Consider the following 18,473-nt stretch of genomic DNA (forward strand, 5'->3'; position numbering starts at 1 on the left):
GAGGACATATCGCCATGCGCGGCTGCCGACCGAGGTTCACCAGCGACACCTTGACCGATCCCACGGCCGGCTGACCCCGTGGGTGCCGAACGCTTCGCGTACGGCGCCACCGCCGGCCTCCTCGGCGACCTGCTCCTCGGCGATCCGCGCCGCGGGCATCCGGTCGCCGTGTTCGGCCGTGCCGCGGCCGCCGTGGAGCGCGGGCTCTGGCGCGACCACCGTGGCTGGGGCGCGCTGCACACCGTCGTGTGCGCCGGTGGCGCCACGGCGCTCGGAGCCGTCGCCGCGCGCGCCGTACGCCGCTCCCCCGCCGCCTCGATCGCCCTGACCGCGACCGCCACCTGGGCCGTCGTCGGCGGCACCTCGCTCGTCCGCGAGGCGCGGGCCGTCGGGCGGGCGCTGGAGGCCGGTGACGTGGACGCCGCCCGGGCGCGGCTGCCGCATCTGTGCGGACGCGACCCGCAGGCGCTGGACGCCGACGGGATCGCGCGGGCGGTCGTCGAGTCCGTCGCCGAGAACACCTCCGACGCCGTCGTCGGCGCCCTGGTGTGGGGCGCCGTCGCCGGTGTGCCGGGGCTGCTCGGCTTCCGGGCCGTCAACACGCTGGACGCCATGGTGGGTCACCGCTCCCCCCGTCATCTGCGCTACGGCTGGGCCTCCGCACGCCTGGACGACCTCGCCGGTGCGCCGGGGGCGCGGCTCACCGCCGTCCTCGCGGCCGTCGCCGGACCGGACCCCCGGGGTGCGGTACGGGCCTGGCGGGCGGACGCGTCCCGGCATCCGAGCCCCAACGCCGGTCCCGTGGAGGCGTCCTTCGCGGGGGCGCTCGGGGTGCGGCTCGGCGGCACCTTGTCCTACGCGGGGCGTGTGGAGCACCGTCCGGTCCTCAACGGCACCGGGCGCGCCGTGCGGACGGACGACATCGAGCGCGCGGCGCGGCTCTCCCGACGCGTGAGCTGGCTCGCGCTGGGCGTGTGCGCGGGCGTGCGGCTCGTGTTCGGGCGCCGTCGGACGAAGGGACGTATGTCATGAGCGGCGGCACCGACCGTCGGCCGGGCGGCGGGCTGCTCGTCGCCGGAACCACCTCCGACGCCGGGAAGAGCGTCGTCACCGCCGGTATCTGCCGGTGGCTGGCGCGGCAGGGCGTCAAGGTCGCGCCGTTCAAGGCGCAGAACATGTCCCTCAACTCGTTCGTCACCCGCGAGGGCGCCGAGATCGGGCGCGCGCAGGCCATGCAGGCCCAGGCGTGCCGGATCGAGCCGACCGCGCTGATGAACCCCGTCCTGCTGAAGCCGGGCGGCGAGCGCAGCAGCCAGGTCGTGCTGCTCGGCCGGCCGGTCGGCGAGATGAGCGCCCGCGGCTACCACGGCGGCCGGCAGCAGCGGTTGCTCGGCACCGTGCTCGACTCCCTGGCCGAGCTGCGCGCCACGTACGACGCGGTGATCTGCGAGGGCGCGGGCAGCCCCGCCGAGATCAATCTGCGCCGTACCGACATCGTCAACATGGGGATCGCGCGCAACGCGAAGCTCCCCGTGGTCGTCGTCGGCGACATCGACCGGGGCGGCGTCTTCGCCTCCTTCTTCGGCACCGTCGCCCTGCTCTCTCCCGAGGACCAGGAGCTGGTCGCCGGGTTCCTCGTCAACAAGTTCCGGGGCGACGTCTCGCTCCTCGAACCCGGCCTCGACATGCTGCACGGCCTCACCGGCCGCTCCACCTACGGCGTCCTGCCGTTCCGGCACGGACTCGGCATCGATGAAGAGGATGGACTCAGGGTGTCGCTGCGCGGCACCGTACGGGAGTCGAACACCGCGCCGCCGGTCGGCGAGGACGTGCTGCGGGTCGCCGTGTGCGCGGTCCCGCTGATGTCCAACTTCACGGACGTCGACGCGCTCGCCGCCGAACCCGGCGTCGTCGTGCGGTTCGTGGACCGGCCGGAGGAGCTGGCCGACGCCGATCTCGTGGTGGTTCCGGGGACCCGGGGGACGGTCCGCGCCCTGGAGTGGCTGCGGGAGCGGGGGCTCGCGGACGCGCTGCGGCGCAGGGCGGCCGAGGGGCGGCCGGTGCTCGGGATCTGCGGCGGCTTCCAGATCCTCGGCGAACGCATCGAGGACGAGGTCGAGTCGCGCGCCGGGCGGGTGGACGGCCTCGGGGTGCTGCCCGTACGGGTCCGGTTCGCCCCCGGGAAGACCCTCGCCCGGCCCGTCGGCGAGGCCCTCGGCGAGCCCGTCGAGGGGTACGAGATCCACCACGGGGTCGCCGACGTCACCGGCGGAGAAGCGTTCTTGGACGGCTGCCGGGTCGGCGCCGTCTGGGGCACGCACTGGCACGGCTCGCTGGAGTCGGACGGTTTCCGGCGCGCCTTCCTGCGCGAGGTGGCCGCCGCCGCAGGCCGCCGCTTCGTCCCCGCCCCGGACACGTCGTTCGCCGCGCTCCGCGAGGAGCAGCTCGACCGGCTAGGCGACCTGATCGAACAGCACGCGGACACGGACGCGCTGTGGCGGCTCATCGAGTCCGGCGCGCCGCAAGGACTGCCCTTCATCCCACCGGGAGCGCCCGCATGAGCACAGTGTTGTTGTTGTCGACCGCCGACACGGACCTGCTGGCGGCCCGGGCCGCCGCCGGTGCCGGGTACCGGATCGGCAACCCCACCCGCGTGGACGTCGCCGCGGAGCTGCCCGCGCTGCTCGACGGCGCCGACCTCGCCGTCGTACGGCTGCTGGGCGGCAAGCGGGCCTGGGAGGACGGGCTCGCCGCGCTGAAGGCGTCCGGCGTGCCGACCGTGCTGCTCGGCGGGGAGACCGTGCCGGACGCCGAGCTGATGGCGGAGTCGTCGGTGCCGGCGGGCGTGGTGGCCGAGGCGCTGCGCTATCTGGTCGAGGGCGGCCCCGACAACCTCACCCAGCTCGCCCGGTTCCTGTCGGACACCGTGCTGCTGACCGGCGAGGGCTTCGACGAGCCGCGCAAGATGCCCGAGTACGGCGTGCACGGGGCACGCGCGTGCGCGCCGGGCCGCCCGACCGTCGGCGTGCTCTTCTACCGCGCCCACGAACTCAGCGGCAACACCGGCTTCGTCGACACCCTGTGCGACGCGATCGAGGCGCGCGGTGCCAACGCGCTCCCGGTGTACTGCGGTTCGCTGCGCGGTGCGGACCCCGGGCTGTACGAGCTGCTGGCGGGGGCCGACGCGCTCGTCGCCACCGTCCTCGCCGCCGGTGGCACCCACGCCTCCCAGGCGTCGGCGGGCGGCGAGGAGGAGGCGTGGGACGTCGGCGCGCTCGCCGACCTCGACGTGCCCGTGCTGCAAGGGCTCTGCCTGACCTCCTCGCGCGCCCAGTGGGAGGCGTCCGACGCCGCGCTGTCCCCCATGGACGCGGCGATGCAGGTCGCCATCCCCGAGTTCGACGGCCGGCTCGTCACCGTCCCCTTCTCCTTCAAGGAGCAGGGCCCGGACGACGTGCCGGTGTACGTCGCCGACCCCGAGCGGGCCGCGCGGGTCGCCGGGATCGCCGTGCGGCACGCGGCGCTCGGGCACAAGCCGAACGCGGAGAAGAGGATCGCGCTCGTCTTCACCGCCTACCCCACCAAGCACTCCCGGGTCGGCAACGCCGTCGGCCTGGACACGCCCGCCTCGGCCGTCCGGGTGCTGGACGCGCTGCGCGACGCCGGGTACGGGGTGCACGGATACCCGTCCGGCGGCGACGAGTTGATCCACCGGCTCATCGAGGCCGGCGGCCACGACGTGGAGTGGCTCACCGAGGACCAGCTCGCCGCCGCCCCCGCGCGCGTGCCGCTCGCCGACTACCGGGAGTGGTTCGACACGCTCGACCCCGAGCTGCGGGGCGGCATGCTGGAGGCATGGGGCGAGCCGCCGGGCTCGCTGTACGTCGACGGTGACGACATCGTGCTCGCGTCCCTCCAGTTCGGGAACGTGATCGTGATGATTCAGCCGCCGCGCGGCTTCGGCGAGAACCCCATCGCGATCTACCACGACCCCGACATGCCGCCCTCCCACCACTACCTGGCCGCCTACCGCTGGCTGGAGAACAGCTTCGGCGCCGACGCGATCGTCCACATGGGCAAGCACGGCACGATGGAGTGGCTGCCGGGCAAGGGCCTCGGCCTGAGCGCGGGCTGCGCGCCGGACGCGGTCCTCGGCGACCTGCCCCTGATCTACCCGTTCATCGTCAACGACCCCGGCGAGGGCACCCAGGCCAAACGGCGCGGGCACGCGACGGTGGTCGACCATCTGGTGCCGCCGATGGCCCGGGCCGACACCTACGGCGACCTCGCCAAGCTGGAGCAACTCCTCGACGAGTACGCGCTGGTGAGCGACCTCGACCCGACGAAGGCCCCGGCCGTACGGGCGCAGATCTGGACCCTGGTCAAGGCCGCCGAGCTCCATCACGACCTGCATGTGGACGACCAGCCGGACGACGACGAGTTCGACTCCTTCGTCATGCACATCGACGGCTATCTCTGCGAGATCAAGGACGTCCAGATCCGCGACGGTCTGCACATCCTCGGCGGCGGCCCGGTCGGCGAACCCCGCGTGAACCTCGTACTCGCCGTGCTGCGCGCCTCGCAGGTGTGGGGCGGGCGGGCGAACGCGCTGCCGGGGCTGCGGGCCTCGCTCGCCGCCCACTTCGGCCTGGTGGAGAAGGAGTTGCTGGCCGAGCCGGGCGCCGGGGTGAAGGTCCCGGTGGAACTCACCGACCTGGTCGACGGCCCGTCCCGTACCGCGTCCGACGCGATCGACCTGCTGGAGCAGCTCTGCCGCCGCCTCGCGGAGGGCATGGAGGCGCGCGGCTGGGCGGCGGAGGCCGGACAGACGCTGGTAGGCGAGGTGCTGGGCACCGAACTCCCGGACGCGGTCGCCGTGTTGCGGTTCGCGAGCGAGGAGGTCGTGCCCCGGCTGGCCCGTACGACGGACGAGATCGGGCACATCCTGCGCGCCCTGGACGGCGGTTACGTCCCGGCGGGCCCCTCCGGCTCGCCCACGCGCGGACTGGTCAACGTCCTGCCGACCGGCCGGAACTTCTACTCCGTCGACCCCAAGGCGATCCCGTCCCGGCTGAGCTGGGAGGTCGGGCAGTCACTGGCGGACTCGCTGGTGCAGCGGTACCTCACCGACACCGGCGAGTACCCGAAGTCGGTCGGCCTGACGGTGTGGGGCACCTCCGCGATGCGCACGCAGGGCGACGACATCGCCGAGATCCTCGCGCTACTGGGCTGCCGCCCGGTGTGGGACGACGCGTCGAGGCGCGTGACCGGCTTCGAGGTGGTCGGCCTGGAGGAACTGGGCCGGCCGCGCATCGATGTCACGGTCCGCATCTCCGGCTTCTTCCGTGACGCGTTCCCGCACGTGGTGGGCCTGATCGACGACGCGGTACGGGCCGTGGCGGAGCTGGACGAACCGGCCGGGTCCAACTTCGTCAAGGCGCACGCCGACGAGGACACCGCCGGGCACGGCGACCGCCGCCGGGCCACCTCCCGCATCTTCGGCTCCAAGCCCGGCGCGTACGGTGCGGGCCTGCTGCCGCTGATCGACGCCCGCAACTGGCGCTCCGACGCCGACCTCGCCGAGGTGTACGCGGTGTGGGGCGGCTACGCGTACGGCCGCGGGCTCGACGGGCGGGCGGCGCGCGGGGACATGGAGACGGCGTTCCGGCGGATCGCGGTGGCGGCGAAAAACGTCGACACGAGAGAACACGACCTCGTCGACGCCGACGACTACTTCCAGTACCACGGCGGCATGGTGGCGATGGTCCGCCATCTGACGGGCGAGAGCCCGGAGGCGTACGTGGGCGACTCGGCGACACCGGACCAGGTGAAGACCAGGACCCTCGGCGAGGAGACGCACCGCGTCTTCCGGGCGCGGGTGGTCAACCCGCGCTGGATGGCGGCCATGAGGCGCCACGGCTACAAGGGCGCGTTCGAGATGGCCGCGACGGTGGACTACCTGTTCGGGTACGACGCCACGGCCGGCGTCGTGGACGACTGGATGTACGAGAAGTTGTCGGCCGAGTACGTCTTCGACGCCGAGAACCGCGACTTCATGAAGCGGTCCAACCCGTGGGCGCTGCGCGGCATCACGGAACGCCTGCTGGAGGCGGCGGACCGCGGGCTGTGGGCGGAGCCCGACGCGGAGACGCTGGAGCGGCTGCGCGCCACGTATCTGGAACTCGAAGGCGATCTGGAGGGCGACGAGAAGTGAGTACCCCCTTTCCGTTCACGGCCGTTGTCGGCCAGGACGACCTGCGGCTCGCGCTGCTGCTGAACGCGGTGTCCCCGGCAGTCGGCGGCGTGCTGGTGCGCGGCGAGAAGGGCACCGCCAAGAGCACCGCCGTGCGGGCGCTCTCCGCGCTCCTGCCCGCCGTGGACGTCGTCTCCGGGTGCCGGTTCTCGTGCGATCCCGCCGCGCCGGACCCCGCGTGCCCGGACGGGCCGCACGAGGGCGGGGCGTTCGAGTCCCGTGCCGCCCGCATGGTCGAGCTGCCCGTCGGGGCCTCCGAGGACCGGCTGGTGGGCGCGCTCGACATCGAGCGGGCGCTCGCGGAGGGCGTGAAGGCGTTCGAGCCGGGGCTGCTCGCCGACGCACACCGGGGCATCCTCTATGTCGACGAGGTCAACCTCCTGCACGACCACCTCGTGGACCTTCTGCTCGACGCCGCCGCGATGGGCGCCTCGTACGTCGAGCGTGAGGGCGTCTCCGTACGGCATGCGGCGCGGTTCCTGCTCGTCGGGACGATGAACCCCGAAGAGGGCGAGCTGCGGCCGCAGTTGCTCGACCGGTTCGGGCTGACGGTCGAGGTCGCCGCCTCGCGCGAGCCCGACCAGCGGGTGGAGGTCGTACGGCGGCGGCTCGCGTACGACGACGACCCCGCCGGGTTCGCCGCGCGGTGGGCGGACGACGAGGCCACCGTACGACAACGGATCGTCGCCGCACGGCAGTTGCTGCCGTCGGTGCGGCTCGGCGACGGGGCGCTGCGGCAGATCGCGGCGACGTGCGCGGCGTTCGAGGTGGACGGGATGCGGGCCGACATCGTGATGGCGCGGACGGCCACCGCGCTGGCCGCCTGGGCGGGGCGGACCGACGTGCTCGCCGAGGACGTACGGCAGGCCGCGCTGCTGGCCCTCCCCCACCGGCGCCGCCGCAATCCCTTCGACGCGCCCGGGCTCGACGAGGACAAGCTCGACGAGACGCTGGAGGAGTTCGGCGGGTCGGACGGGTCCGACGGCGACGACGATCCGGACCCGGACGACAACGGGCCCGGCGGTGGCGGCGGTCGGCCCGCCCCCGAGGACGGCGGCCCCGAGGGCGGGGACACCGCCGCGCGGCCCGAGGCGGGCGACGGCGGTGAGCCGCAGCCGTCCGGTGCGGGCGCCGGCGAGCAGTCGCCGGTCAGGGCCGCCGAGCCCTTCCGTACGAAGGTGCTCAGCGTCCCCGGCCTCGGCGAGGGCGCCGCCGGGCGGCGCTCGCGGGCGCGGACCGAGCACGGGCGCACGACGGGCGCCCGGCGGCCCCGGGGCACCCTGACCAAGCTGCATCTGGCGGCGACGGTACAGGCCGCCGCGCCGCATCAGCGGGCGCGGGGGCGGTCCGGTCCCGGGCTGGTCGTACGGCGGGACGATCTGCGGCAGGCGACCCGCGAGGGACGTGAGGGCAACCTCGTGCTGTTCGTCGTGGACGCCTCCGGGTCGATGGCGGCGCGGCAGCGGATGAGCGCCGTGAAGGGTGCGGTGCTGTCGCTGCTCCTGGACGCCTATCAGCGGCGGGACAAGGTGGGCCTTGTGACCTTCCGGGGTGCCTCGGGCGAGGTGGCGCTGCCGCCGACCTCCTCCGTGGACGCGGCGGCGGCCCGACTCGAGTCGTTGCCGACCGGTGGGCGCACCCCGCTGGCGGCCGGGCTGCTGAAGGCGCACGAGGTGCTGCGGGTGGAGCGGCTGCGGGACCCCGCGCGGCGGGCGCTGGTCGTGGTGGTGACGGACGGACGGGCCACCGGCGGCCCGGACCCGGTCGCGCTGGCCTCGCGGGCGGCGGGGCTGTTCGCCGCCGAGGGAACCGCCTCCGTGGTCGTGGACTGCGAGTCGGGGCCGGTACGGCTGGGGCTGGCCGGGCGGGTCGCGGACGACCTGGGCGGTACGGCGGTGACGTTGGACGAGCTGCGGGCGGACTCGATCGCCGGGCTGGTGCGGGACGCGCAGGGTGCGCGGAAGATCCAGAGGAGGGCCGCGTAATGCCGCAGGGACAGCCGAGTGTCGTACCGGACGACGGTCTGACGACCCGTCAGCGGCGCAACCGGCCGCTGGTGGTCGTGCACACGGGGGTGGGGAAGGGCAAGTCCACCGCCGCGTTCGGGCTGGCCCTGCGCGCCTGGAACCAGGGGTGGCCGATCGGGGTGTTCCAGTTCGTCAAGTCGGCGAAGTGGAAGGTCGGCGAGGAGAACGCGCTGCGGGTGCTGGGGGCGTCCGGCGAGGGCGGCTCCGTCGACTGGCACAAGATGGGCGAGGGCTGGTCGTGGGTCCAGCGGGACGCGCAGATGGACAACGAGGAGAAGGCGCGCGAGGGCTGGGAGCAGGTCAAGCGTGACCTGGCCGCCGAGACGTACAAGCTGTACGTCCTCGACGAGTTCGCGTATCCGATGCACTGGGGGTGGGTCGACACCGACGAGGTGATCGACGTGCTGCGGCACCGTCCCGGCACCCAGCATGTCGTGATCACGGGGCGGAACGCGCCGGAGAAGCTGGTGGACCTCGCCGACCTGGTGACCGACATGTCCAAGGTCAAGCATCCGATGGACGTCGGTCAGAAGGGCCAGAGGGGCATCGAGTGGTGACGTCGTCCACCGTGCTGCCCCGGCTGGTCGTCGCCGCGCCGGCCTCCGGCAGCGGCAAGACCACCGTGGCGACGGGGCTGATGGCCGCGCTCACCGCGCGGGGGCTGGCCGTGTCGCCGCACAAGGTCGGGCCCGACTACATCGACCCCGGGTACCACGCGCTCGCGACGGGGCGGGTGGGGCGGAACCTCGACGCGTATCTGTGCGGTCCCGAGCTGGTGGCTCCGCTGTTCCTGCACGGGGCGCGGGGGTGTGACCTCGCGGTCGTCGAGGGCGTGATGGGGCTGTTCGACGGGGCGGCGGGGGAGGGTGAGCTGGCGTCGACCGCGCAGGTGGCGAAGGTGTTGGGGGCGCCGGTGGTGCTGGTGGTCGATGCGTCGGCGCAGTCGCGGTCGGTGGCGGCGCTGGTGCACGGGTTCGTGACGTGGGATCCGGAGGTGCGGGTCGGGGGCGTGATCCTCAACAAGGTCGGGTCGGAGCGGCACGAGTCGTTGTTGCGGGAGGCGTTGGACTCCGTCGGGGTGCCGGTGCTGGGGGTGTTGCGGAGGACGACGCCTGTCGAGACGCCGTCGCGGCATCTTGGGCTGGTGCCGGTGGCCGAGCGGGGTGCGCAGGCTGTGGAGGCGGTGGCCGCGATGGGGGCGATGGTGGCCGCCGGGTGTGATCTTGAGGCGGTGGTCGCGCTGGCGCGCTCGGCGGGGCCTGTGTCGGGTGCGGCTTGGGATGCCGCTGAGGCCGTGAGGGTTTCGCCCCCGCCGCCCCATCCCTTCCCGACCTCGGGGGGCTCCGCCCCCCACACCCCCCTTGGTATTTCGTCGGGTGCGGGTGCGTCGGGGCTGGTCGCGCAGTTCCCCGCGCCCCTGAGGGGCGCGGGGAACTGCGCGAGCGATCACGAACCGCCCGCACCCGCCAACGCACCAGAACCCCCCGAGCCGGAAGGCGCCTCTCACCCCCACCCCGTCGTCGCCCTCGCCTCCGGGCCCGCCTTCACGTTCTCCTACGCCGAGCACGCCGAGCTGCTTCGCGCCGCCGGCGCGGACGTCGTGCCGTTCGACCCGCTCCGGGACGAACGGCTTCCCGACCGCACCGCCGGCATCGTCGTCGGCGGCGGTTTCCCCGAGGTGTACGCCGCCGAGCTGTCCGCCAACGAGCCGCTCCGCAAGGCCGTGGGGGAGTTCGCGCGGGCCGGGGGCCCCGTCGCCGCCGAGTGCGCGGGGCTGCTGTACCTGTGCCGGGAGCTGGACGGATCCCCGATGTGCGGCGTGCTCGACGCCACCGCACGCATGTCCGAGCGGCTCACCCTCGGCTACCGGGACGCGGTCGCGGTGACCGACAGCTCCCTCGCCCCCGCCGGCACCCGGATGCGCGGCCACGAGTTCCACCGCACGGTGGTGGAACCGCACGCCGGGGAGTCCCCCGCCTGGGGCGTCCGAGGCGCCGAACGCCGCCTCGAGGGGTTCGTACGGCGCGGTGTGCACGCCAGCTATCTGCACACGCACTGGGCCGCCACGCCCGGTGTCGCCCACAGGTTCGTCGAGAGGTGCCGGACGTCATGAGCAGCAGGCTGATCGGGATCGGGGTGGGCCCCGGCGACCCCGAGCTGGTGACCGTCAAGGGCGTGGGCGCGCTGCGCGCCGCCGACGTGGTCGTCGTCCCCGTCATGGACAGCGGCGAGCGCGGGCGAGCCGAGGCGACGGTGCTGCACTACGTGCCCGCGGAGAAGGTCGTACGGGTCGTGTTCGCACTGAACGAGCGGACGGACCGGGCGCGGCGCGAGGCGGCGTGGGACGCGGCCGGTGAGCGGGTCGCCGCGCTGCTGCGCGCGCACCCGGAGGGCTCCGTCGCGTTCGCGACCATCGGTGACCCGAACGTGTACTCGACGTTCACCTATCTCGCGCACACCATCACCGCGCTGGTGCCGGGGACGGTCGTGGAGACGGTGCCCGGGATCACCGCCATGCAGGACCTGGCCGCGCGGTCCGGCGCCGTGCTGACCGAGGGCACCGAGCCGCTGACGCTGGTCCCGGTGACCGCGGGGGCGGCGGTGCTGAAGGAGGCGCTGAACGGTCCCGGCACGGTCGTCGCGTACAAGTTCGGGCGACAGGCCGGCGAGGTCGCCGGGGCGCTGCGCGAGACGGGGCGGCTGGCGGACGCGGTGTGGGGCAGCGCGCTGGGGCTGCCGGAGGAGTCGATCCGTCCGGCCGCCGAGCTGGACGGTGACGGCCCGCTCCCCTACCTGTCGACCCTGATCGCGCCCGCCCGCCGCGACGGCACCCGGGGCGGCAAGCTGTGACCGTACCGGTGGGGCGGCGCTCAGCCCGCCAGGCCCACCACCACCCAGATGAAGCCCACGCCCGCGACCGTGCACAGCAGCGTCGAGCGGGCGGGGTGGACGTGGTGTGCCTCGGGCAGGATCTCGGCGGCGGCGAGGTAGAGCAGTACGCCGCCGAAGAGGCCGAGGTAGGCGCCGAGCGCCTGCTCCGGGATGGTGAGGAACAGGGTGGAGGCCGCGCCGGCCATCGGGGCGACGGCGTCCGCGAAGAGCATGATCAGCGCCTTGCGGCGGGCGTTCCCGTACAGGCTGGTGAGCGTGTACGTGTTGAAGCCGTCGGCGAAGTCGTGGGCGACGACGGCGAGGGCGACGGCCGCGCCCATGCCGCCGCCGACCTGGAAGGCGGCGCCGATCGCGACACCGTCCATCGCGCTGTGCCCGACCATCGCCGCGGCGGCCGTCAGGCCCACCTCGGGGGCCCGGTGGTTGTGCTCGTCGGCGCCGTGGGAGGCACGGCGGGCGGCGAGCAGCCGTTCGACCAGGTGGGCCAGGAGGAAGCCGCCGACGAAGAGCAGCAGGGCCTCGGGGACGCCGAAGACGTCCTCGCCGGCCGCCCGAAGTGCCTCGGGGAGCAGGTCGAGGCCGACCACGCCGAGCATCAGGCCGCCGGCCAGGCCCAGGACCAGGTGGCGGCGGTCGGTCACACGCTGTGCCGTCCAGCCGCCGGCCAGCGTCATCAGGAACGCGCCGAGCGCGACGAGTACCGCCATGGGCCCTTGCTATCCGATCAACCCCCGTTCGCGCACATCCGGACGCCTCGCCGCCCCCGCACACCATGACATTCCGCACCACATCCACCACGAGGCCATCTCCGGCCCCGTGCGTGTCATTCCGTACGAGAGGACCCGACCCCATGGCCGATGCCCCCACCGGCAAGGTGACCTTCGTCGGTGCCGGCCCCGGCGCCGCCGATCTGCTGACGTTCCGTGCCGCGCGCGCGATCGCCGAGGCGGACGTGGTGATCTGGGCGGCCAGCCTCGTCCAGGCCGAGGTCCTCGAACACGCGCGCGAGGACGCGGAGGTCCTGGACTCGGCGACCATGTCGCTGGAGGACGTCGTCGCCGTGTACGAGCGGGCGCGCGCCGAGGGGCTGAAGGTGGCACGGATCCACTCCGGGGACCCGGCGCTGTGGGGCGGCACGCAGGAGCAGCTGGACCGGTGCACGGCCCTCGGCGTCGAGACGGAGATCGTGCCGGGCGTCTCGTCCTTCTCCGCCGTGGCCGCGCTGGCGCAGCGCGAGCTGACCATCCCGGAGGTGGCGCAGTCGGTGATCCTGACCCGGCTCGGCGGTGGCAAGACGCCGATGCCGCCGGGTGAGGAGGTCCGCGAGTTCGCCCGGCACGGCACCACGATGGCGCTGTTCCTGTCGGCGGCCCGCAGCGGCCAGCTGGTGCGGGAGCTGCTGGAGGGCGGCTATCCGACGACGACGCCGGTCGTGGTGGCGTACCAGGCGACCTGGCCGGAGGAGCTGATCGTGCGCTGCACGATCGGCACGCTGGAGGAGACGGTCAAGGAGCACAAGCTCTGGAAGCACACGTTGTTCCTGGTCGGCCCGGCCCTGGACGCGCACGGCACCCGCTCGCACCTGTACCACCCCGGCCACTTCCACGGCTTCCGCAAGGCCGACCCGGAGGCCCGCCGGGCCCTGCGCGCCCGGAACACGACGCCATGAATGAGTCGACGAAGATCATCGTCGTCGGTACGGGCACCGGCGCCCCGCTCGCCGACCAGGCGCGGGCGGCGGTGGCCGGGGCCGGGCTGGTCGTGGGCGGACGGCGGCATCTGGCGGCGGCGCCGGTGCCGGACACCGCCGAACGGGTGACGCTCGGGCCGCTGGCGCCGGCGCTGGAGGCGATCGCCCGGCATCTGGAGAAGGGCGGGGCGGGCCCGGTGGTCGTGCTGGCCTCCGGCGATCCCGGGTTCTTCGGGATCGTGCGGGCGCTGGCGGAACGGTTCGGCGGTGCCCGGCTCGACGTACGGCCGGGTGTGTCGTCGGTGGCGGCCGCGTGCGCGCGCGCCGGGCTGCCGTGGGACGACGCGGTGGTGGTGAGCGCGCACGGACGCGCCCTGCGGACGGCCGTGAACGTCTGCCGCGCCCACCCCAAGGTGGCGGTGCTGACCGGTCCCGGCGCGGGCCCGGCCGAGCTGGGCGCGGCGCTGGCGGACGGGCCGGACGGGCGGGTCCTGGTGGTGGCGCGGGCCCTCGGCGACCCCGACGCCGAACGCTTCGAACGGGTGTCCCCCACCGAGGCCGCCGCCCGTGACTGGGGCGAGGCGGTGAACGTCGTCCTGTGTCTGGACCCGGCCCGCGCGCTGGGCCCCGTCCGCACGGTGGCCGGTCCGCGGACCGGGCCCGCCGGGGGCTGGGCGCTGCCCGAGGACGCCTTCGCGCACCGCGACTCGATGATCACCAAGGCGGAGGTGCGGGCGCTGGCGCTGGCCCGCCTCGGGCCCCGGCTCGGCGAGCTGGTGTGGGACGTGGGCGCGGGCTCCGGCTCGGTGGCCGTGGAGTGCGCGCGGTTCGGCACGGCGGTCGTGGCCGTGGAGAAGACGGCGGACGGTGTCGGACGGATCCGCGCCAACGCCGCCGCGCACGGCGTCGACGTACACGTGGTGCACGGCGTGGCGCCCGAGGCGCTGGCGGGCCTTGCCGACGACCCGGACGCCGTGTTCGTCGGCGGGGGCGGCGCGGATCTGCCGGACGTCGCCGCCGCGTGTGCGCGGCGGGCCCGGCGGACGGTCGTGGTGGCGCTGGCCGCGCTCGACCGGGTCCCGGCGGCCCGGGCGGCGCTGACCGGCGCCGGTCTCGACGTGGACGGCGTGCTGTTGCAGTCCTCCCGGCTCGCGCCGCTGCCCGGGGACGTGACCCGGCTGGCGGCGGCCAACCCCGTTTTCCTGCTGTGGGGCGTACGGCCCCCGGCGACTGCTGAAGGAGTTGCCCTGTGATCGGCCTGATTTCCGCCACCGCGGCGGGCGCGGCCGCGCGTGACCGGCTGGCGGCGGCGTGGCCGGAGCGTACGCGCGTCTACGAGGGTCCCGTCGGGGACGCCGTACGGCGGGCGTTCGCGGAGTGCGAGCGGCTCGTGTGCTTCCTGGCGACGGGCGCGACGGTACGTCTGCTCGTGCCGCTGCTCGGCGACAAGCACACCGACCCGGGCGTGGTCTGCGTCGACGAGGGCGGACGGTTCGCGGTGTCGCTGGTGGGCGGCCACGGCGGCGGGGCCAACGAGCTGGCGCGCGCGGTGGGCGAGGTGCTGGGTGCCGCGCCCGTGGTGACGACGGCGACGGACGCGACGGACCTGCCGGGCCTGGACACGCTCGGCCTGCCGGTGGAGGGCGCGGTGGCCGCCGTGTCGCGGGCGCTGCTCGACGGGGAGCCGGTGGCGCTGCGGGCGGAGGTGGCGTGGCCGCTGCCGCCGCTGCCGGTGGCGGCCGAGGGGGCGTACGCGGTCCGGGTCACCGACCGGCTCGTGGAACCGGACGACCGGGAGGTGGTGCTCCGGCCGCCGAGCCTGGTGGTGGGCGTGGGCGCCTCGAAGGGCGCGCCCGTGGCGGAGGTGCTCGGGCTGGTCGAGGACGCGCTGCGCGAGGCCGGGCTGTCCCCTGCCTCCGTCGCCGAACTGGCCACCGTGGACGCGAAGGCGGAGGAGCCGGGTCTTGTGGAGGCGGCCGCGCGCCTTGGCGTGCCGCTGGTGACGTACTCCGCCGGGGAGCTGGCGGAGGTGGACGTGCCGAACCCGTCCGAGGCCCCGCTCGCCGCCGTCGGCACGCCGTCGGTGGCGGAGGCGGCGGCGCTGGTGCGCGGGGGCGAACTCCTCGTGCCCAAGCGGAAGTCGGCGGCGCGGCCCGCGATGGCGACCTGTGCGGTCGTACGGCGTCCGGGGCGCGGGCGGCTCGCGGTGGTCGGGCTCGGCCCGGGCGCGCGCGACCTGCTGACCCCGCGCGCGAAGGCGGAGTTGCGCCGGGCGTCGGTGCTCGTCGGGCTCGACCAGTACGTCGACCAGATCCGCGATCTGCTGCGCCCGGGCACCCGCGTCCTGGAGTCGGGGCTCGGCGCGGAGGAGGAGCGGGCGCGGACGGCGGTGGCCGAGGCGCGGCGCGGGCACGCGGTCGCGCTGATCGGCAGCGGGGACGCCGGGGTGTACGCGATGGCCTCGCCCGCGCTGGCGGAGGCGTCCGACGACATCGACGTGGTCGGGGTGCCGGGGGTGACGGCGGCGCTGGCGGCCGGGGCGATCCTGGGCGCGCCGCTGGGCCACGACCACGTGTCGATCAGCCTGTCCGACCTGCACACGCCGTGGGAGGTCATCGAGCGCCGGGTGCGGGCGGCGGCCGAGGCGGACCTCGTCGTGACGTTCTACAACCCGCGGAGCCGGGGCCGCGACTGGCAGTTGCCGAAGGCGCTGGCGATCCTCGCCGGACACCGGGAGCCGGGCACACCGGTGGGCGTCGTCCGCAACGCCTCGCGCGCGGACGAGTCGGGCCGGGTGACGACGCTTTCCGCGCTGGACCCGGCGACCGTCGACATGATGACCGTCGTGACGGTGGGCAACACCGCGACCCGCGAGATCGCCGGCCGCATGGTGACCCCGCGCGGCTACCGCTGGCAGGAGGAGGCCAAGTGAACCGCGTGATCCACCCGATCGAACAGGAGTCCTTCCGGCGGCTGCGCGCCCGCCTGGACACCTCGCACTTCCCGCCGCTGACCCGGGCGGTGGTGGAGCGGGTGATCCACTCCGCCGCCGATCTCGACTACGCGGCCGATCTCGTCCTGGACGAGGCCGAGTTGGTGACCGCGCACGCCGCCCTGCACGCGGGGGCGCCGGTGGTGGTGGACGTGGAGATGGTCGCGGCGGGCATCACGCGCCGCGACACCGTCTGCCGTCTGAAGGAGGCCAAGTCCGGCCCCGGGCTGACCCGTTCCGCGCACGCGGTGCGGCTGGCGTACGAGGAGGTCGGCCCCGGCGCGCTGTGGGTGATCGGCTGTGCGCCCACCGCGCTGGAGGAGTTGCTGACGTTGGACGCCTCCCCCGCGCTCGTCATCGGTCTGCCCGTCGGCTTCGTCGGCGCGGCCGAGTCCAAGGCCGCGCTGCGCGCGAGCGGGCTGCCCGCCGTGAGCAACGTGTCCGAGAAGGGCGGTTCGGCGGTGGCCGCGGCCGCGCTGAACGCCCTGCTGTACCACCCCGTTTCACGCCCCGTTTCACACCTTGAGGAGACTCTGTGACCGCCCCGACGCCCCCCGCCCTGCTCATCGCCGGACACGGCACCCGGGACGAGGCCGGGGCCGAGGCATTCCGTTCGTTCGTACGGGAGTTGGGGCGCCGGCACCCCGAACTGCCCGTCGCGGGCGGCTTCATCGAGCTGTCCCCGCCGCCGCTGGGTGACGCGGTGGGCGAGCTGGTGGAGCGGGGGGTGCGCCGGTTCGCCGCCGTCCCGCTGATGCTGGTCTCCGCCGGGCACGCCAAGGGCGACATCCCGGCGGCACTGGCCCGCGAGAAGGAGCGGCACCCGGGGATCTCGTACACCTACGGCCGTCCGCTGGGCCCGCACCCGTCGCTCCTCGCGGTGCTGGAACGGCGCCTCGGCCAGGCCCTTCAGGGCACGGGCTGGGACCCGTCCGAGGTGACGGTGCTGCTGGTGGGGCGCGGTTCGACCGACCCGGACGCCAACGCCGAGGTGCACAAGGCCGCGCGGCTGCTGTGGGAGGGGCGCGGGTACGCGGGCGTGGAACCGGCGTTCGTGTCGCTGGCGGCGCCGGACGTGCCGACCGGCCTGGACCGCTGCGCGAGGCTGGGCGCGCGCCGCATCGTCGTCCTCCCCTACTTCCTGTTCACCGGCATCCTGCCGGACCGGGTGCGGGAGCAGACGCAGATCTGGGCGGCGGCGCACCCGGAGGTGGGCGTGCGGTCGGCCGACGTGATCGGCCCGGAGCCGGAGCTGCTCGACCTGGTGTGGGAGCGGTACGAGGAGGCGGCGAAGGGGGGCGTGCGGATGAACTGCGACGCGTGCGTGTACCGGATCGCGCTGCCGGGGTTCGAGGACAAGGTGGGGCTGCCGCAGCAGCCGCACTTCCACCCGGACGACGAGGGGCACGACGGGCACGGGCACGGGCATCACCACGGGCACGGGCACGCGCACTCCCATGCGCACTGACGGAGCCCCTGGTCCGGACGGGTCCGACCTGCTGCGGCACCACGGGGACGCCGAGGTGCGGGACGGCGGCGGTGCCCTGGTGGACCTCGCGGTGAACGTCCGCGCGGACACGCCCCCGGCGTGGCTGCGCGAGTGCATCGCCGCCTCGCTGACCACTCTGGCCGCCTACCCCGACGGCCGGGCCGCGCGGGCGGCGGTCGCGGCGCGGCACGGGCTGCCGGTGGAGCGGGTGCTGCTGACGGCGGGTGCGGCGGAGGCGTTCGTGCTGCTGGCGCGGGCGCTGCGGGTACGCCGGCCCGTGGTCGTGCACCCGCAGTTCACGGAGCCGGAGGCGGCGCTGCGGGACGCGGGGCACGAGGTGGGGCGGGTGCTGCTGCGGGAGTCGGACGGCTTCCGGCTGCGTCCGGACGCCGTGCCGGAGGAGGCGGACCTGGTGGTGATCGGCAACCCGACCAATCCGACGTCGGTGCTGCACCCGGCGGCCGTGATCGCCGGACTCGCCCGTCCCGGGCGGACGTTGGTGGTGGACGAGGCGTTCATGGACGCGGTGCCGGGGGAGCGGGAGGCGCTGGCGGGGCGGACGGACGTGCCGGGGCTGGTGGTGCTGCGCAGTCTGACGAAGACGTGGGGGCTGGCGGGGCTGCGGATCGGGTACGTGCTGGCGGCGCCGGACGTGGTCCGTGCGCTGGGGCGGGTGCAGCCGTTGTGGCCGGTGTCCACGCCGGCGTTGGTGGCTGCGGAGGCGTGTGTGTCGCCTGCGGCGGTGGTGGAGGCGGGGCGGGTGGCGCGTGGGGTCGCGGCGGATCGCGCGTTCCTCGTTGCCGGGTTGCGGGACGGGGGGCTGGCCGCGGTGGTGGATCCTCCGCGGGCCCCCTTCGTCCTCGCCCGCGTGCCGGGCGCGGCGGGGGTCCGCCGGGGCCTGCGCGAACTGGGGTTCGCGGTGCGGAGGGGCGATACGTTTCCGGGTCTTGAGGGTGACTGCTGGCTGCGGCTGGCGGTACGGGGCCGGGAGACGACGGAGGCGTTCCTGGGGGCGCTGCGGAAGGTGCGGGGCGGGGGGTAGGGCAATTCCTTCGCCCCCACCGCCCCTACCCTTCCCGTCCCCGGGGGCTCCGCCCCCGGACCCCCACACGGGCCCCGCCCCGTTTCGC

At 74.9% G+C, this 18,473-nt stretch carries 14 protein-coding genes; 13 read left to right on the forward strand and 1 reads right to left on the reverse strand.

What is annotated here, in order from left to right; translation table 11 throughout:
• Window positions 1-78 precede the first annotated feature (78 nt).
• The 7 genes from OIE12_RS07485 to cobI are packed head-to-tail and all read left to right on the forward strand — an operon-like array spanning window position 79 to window position 11,130.
• Window positions 79-1,032, forward strand: a complete 954-nt coding sequence (locus OIE12_RS07485; protein WP_329133007.1) for a cobalamin biosynthesis protein — start codon at window positions 79-81, stop codon at window positions 1,030-1,032.
• Window positions 1,029-2,561, forward strand: a complete 1,533-nt coding sequence (locus tag OIE12_RS07490) for a cobyric acid synthase (RefSeq protein WP_329133010.1) — start codon at window positions 1,029-1,031, stop codon at window positions 2,559-2,561. The genes OIE12_RS07485 and OIE12_RS07490 overlap by 4 nt, the downstream gene beginning before the upstream one ends.
• Entirely contained in the window at window positions 2,558-6,214 is a 3,657-nt protein-coding gene (cobN, locus tag OIE12_RS07495; RefSeq protein WP_329133012.1) for a cobaltochelatase subunit CobN, read from the forward strand. The genes OIE12_RS07490 and cobN overlap by 4 nt, the downstream gene beginning before the upstream one ends.
• On the forward strand, window positions 6,211-8,238 hold the full coding sequence (locus OIE12_RS07500) for a putative cobaltochelatase (RefSeq protein ID WP_329133014.1): 2,028 nt from the start codon (window positions 6,211-6,213) through the stop codon (window positions 8,236-8,238). Before cobN ends, OIE12_RS07500 begins: the two co-directional genes overlap by 4 nt.
• Complete coding sequence (gene cobO / locus OIE12_RS07505) at window positions 8,238-8,837, forward strand: cob(I)yrinic acid a,c-diamide adenosyltransferase (RefSeq protein ID WP_329133016.1); 600 nt, start codon at window positions 8,238-8,240, stop codon at window positions 8,835-8,837. The genes OIE12_RS07500 and cobO overlap by 1 nt, the downstream gene beginning before the upstream one ends.
• Window positions 8,831-10,393 carry a cobyrinate a,c-diamide synthase gene (locus tag OIE12_RS07510; RefSeq protein WP_443053775.1) on the forward strand — a complete coding sequence of 521 codons (1,563 nt, stop codon included), beginning with the start codon at window positions 8,831-8,833 and terminating at the stop codon, window positions 10,391-10,393. Before cobO ends, OIE12_RS07510 begins: the two co-directional genes overlap by 7 nt.
• Window positions 10,390-11,130: a precorrin-2 C(20)-methyltransferase gene (gene cobI, locus OIE12_RS07515; RefSeq protein WP_329133020.1), complete on the forward strand. Its 741-nt coding sequence runs from the start codon at window positions 10,390-10,392 to the stop codon at window positions 11,128-11,130. The genes OIE12_RS07510 and cobI overlap by 4 nt, the downstream gene beginning before the upstream one ends.
• Before the next feature lie 20 nt (window positions 11,131-11,150).
• On the opposite strand, the gene OIE12_RS07520 is transcribed toward cobI, so the two are convergent.
• Window positions 11,151-11,879: a ZIP family metal transporter gene (locus OIE12_RS07520; RefSeq protein ID WP_329133022.1), complete on the reverse strand. Its 729-nt coding sequence runs from the start codon at window positions 11,877-11,879 to the stop codon at window positions 11,151-11,153.
• A gap of 143 nt (window positions 11,880-12,022) precedes the next feature.
• Here OIE12_RS07520 and cobM point away from each other — a divergent pair, with 143 nt between their 5' ends.
• Genes cobM through cobC form a run of 6 tightly spaced genes read left to right on the forward strand, consistent with a single transcriptional unit; the run spans window position 12,023 to window position 18,385 of the window.
• Window positions 12,023-12,841, forward strand: coding sequence for a precorrin-4 C(11)-methyltransferase (gene cobM / locus OIE12_RS07525; RefSeq protein ID WP_329133024.1), 819 nt, complete (start codon window positions 12,023-12,025; stop codon window positions 12,839-12,841).
• A complete protein-coding gene (cbiE, locus tag OIE12_RS07530) occupies window positions 12,838-14,115 on the forward strand; it encodes a precorrin-6y C5,15-methyltransferase (decarboxylating) subunit CbiE (protein WP_329133026.1) in 1,278 nt (425 codons plus the stop codon). The genes cobM and cbiE overlap by 4 nt, the downstream gene beginning before the upstream one ends.
• Window positions 14,112-15,794, forward strand: coding sequence for a precorrin-3B C(17)-methyltransferase (gene cobJ / locus OIE12_RS07535; RefSeq protein ID WP_329133028.1), 1,683 nt, complete (start codon window positions 14,112-14,114; stop codon window positions 15,792-15,794). The genes cbiE and cobJ overlap by 4 nt, the downstream gene beginning before the upstream one ends.
• Window positions 15,791-16,393 (forward strand): precorrin-8X methylmutase, encoded by a 603-nt coding sequence (locus OIE12_RS07540; RefSeq protein ID WP_329133030.1) that lies wholly within the window; start codon window positions 15,791-15,793, stop codon window positions 16,391-16,393. Before cobJ ends, OIE12_RS07540 begins: the two co-directional genes overlap by 4 nt.
• Window positions 16,390-17,322, forward strand: coding sequence for a sirohydrochlorin chelatase (locus OIE12_RS07545; RefSeq protein ID WP_329133032.1), 933 nt, complete (start codon window positions 16,390-16,392; stop codon window positions 17,320-17,322). The genes OIE12_RS07540 and OIE12_RS07545 overlap by 4 nt, the downstream gene beginning before the upstream one ends.
• Window positions 17,312-18,385 carry an Rv2231c family pyridoxal phosphate-dependent protein CobC gene (cobC, locus tag OIE12_RS07550; protein WP_329133034.1) on the forward strand — a complete coding sequence of 358 codons (1,074 nt, stop codon included), beginning with the start codon at window positions 17,312-17,314 and terminating at the stop codon, window positions 18,383-18,385. The genes OIE12_RS07545 and cobC overlap by 11 nt, the downstream gene beginning before the upstream one ends.
• The last annotated feature ends 88 nt before the right edge of the window (window positions 18,386-18,473 follow it).

Origin of the sequence: Streptomyces sp. NBC_00670, assembly GCF_036226765.1 — a bacterium.
GTDB lineage: Bacteria > Actinomycetota > Actinomycetes > Streptomycetales > Streptomycetaceae > Streptomyces.

Coding starts and splice junctions, on each gene's coding strand:
- cobN (WP_329133012.1), top strand. CDS start 2,558: ATGAGCACAGTGTTGTTGTTGTCGACCGCCGACACGGACCTGCTGGCG.
- cobO (WP_329133016.1), top strand. CDS start 8,238: ATGCCGCAGGGACAGCCGAGTGTCGTACCGGACGACGGTCTGACGACC.
- cobI (WP_329133020.1), top strand. CDS start 10,390: ATGAGCAGCAGGCTGATCGGGATCGGGGTGGGCCCCGGCGACCCCGAG.
- OIE12_RS07490 (WP_329133010.1), top strand. CDS start 1,029: ATGAGCGGCGGCACCGACCGTCGGCCGGGCGGCGGGCTGCTCGTCGCC.
- cobM (WP_329133024.1), top strand. CDS start 12,023: ATGGCCGATGCCCCCACCGGCAAGGTGACCTTCGTCGGTGCCGGCCCC.
- cobC (WP_329133034.1), top strand. CDS start 17,312: ATGCGCACTGACGGAGCCCCTGGTCCGGACGGGTCCGACCTGCTGCGG.
- OIE12_RS07520 (WP_329133022.1), bottom strand. CDS start 11,879: ATGGCGGTACTCGTCGCGCTCGGCGCGTTCCTGATGACGCTGGCCGGC.
- cbiE (WP_329133026.1), top strand. CDS start 12,838: ATGAATGAGTCGACGAAGATCATCGTCGTCGGTACGGGCACCGGCGCC.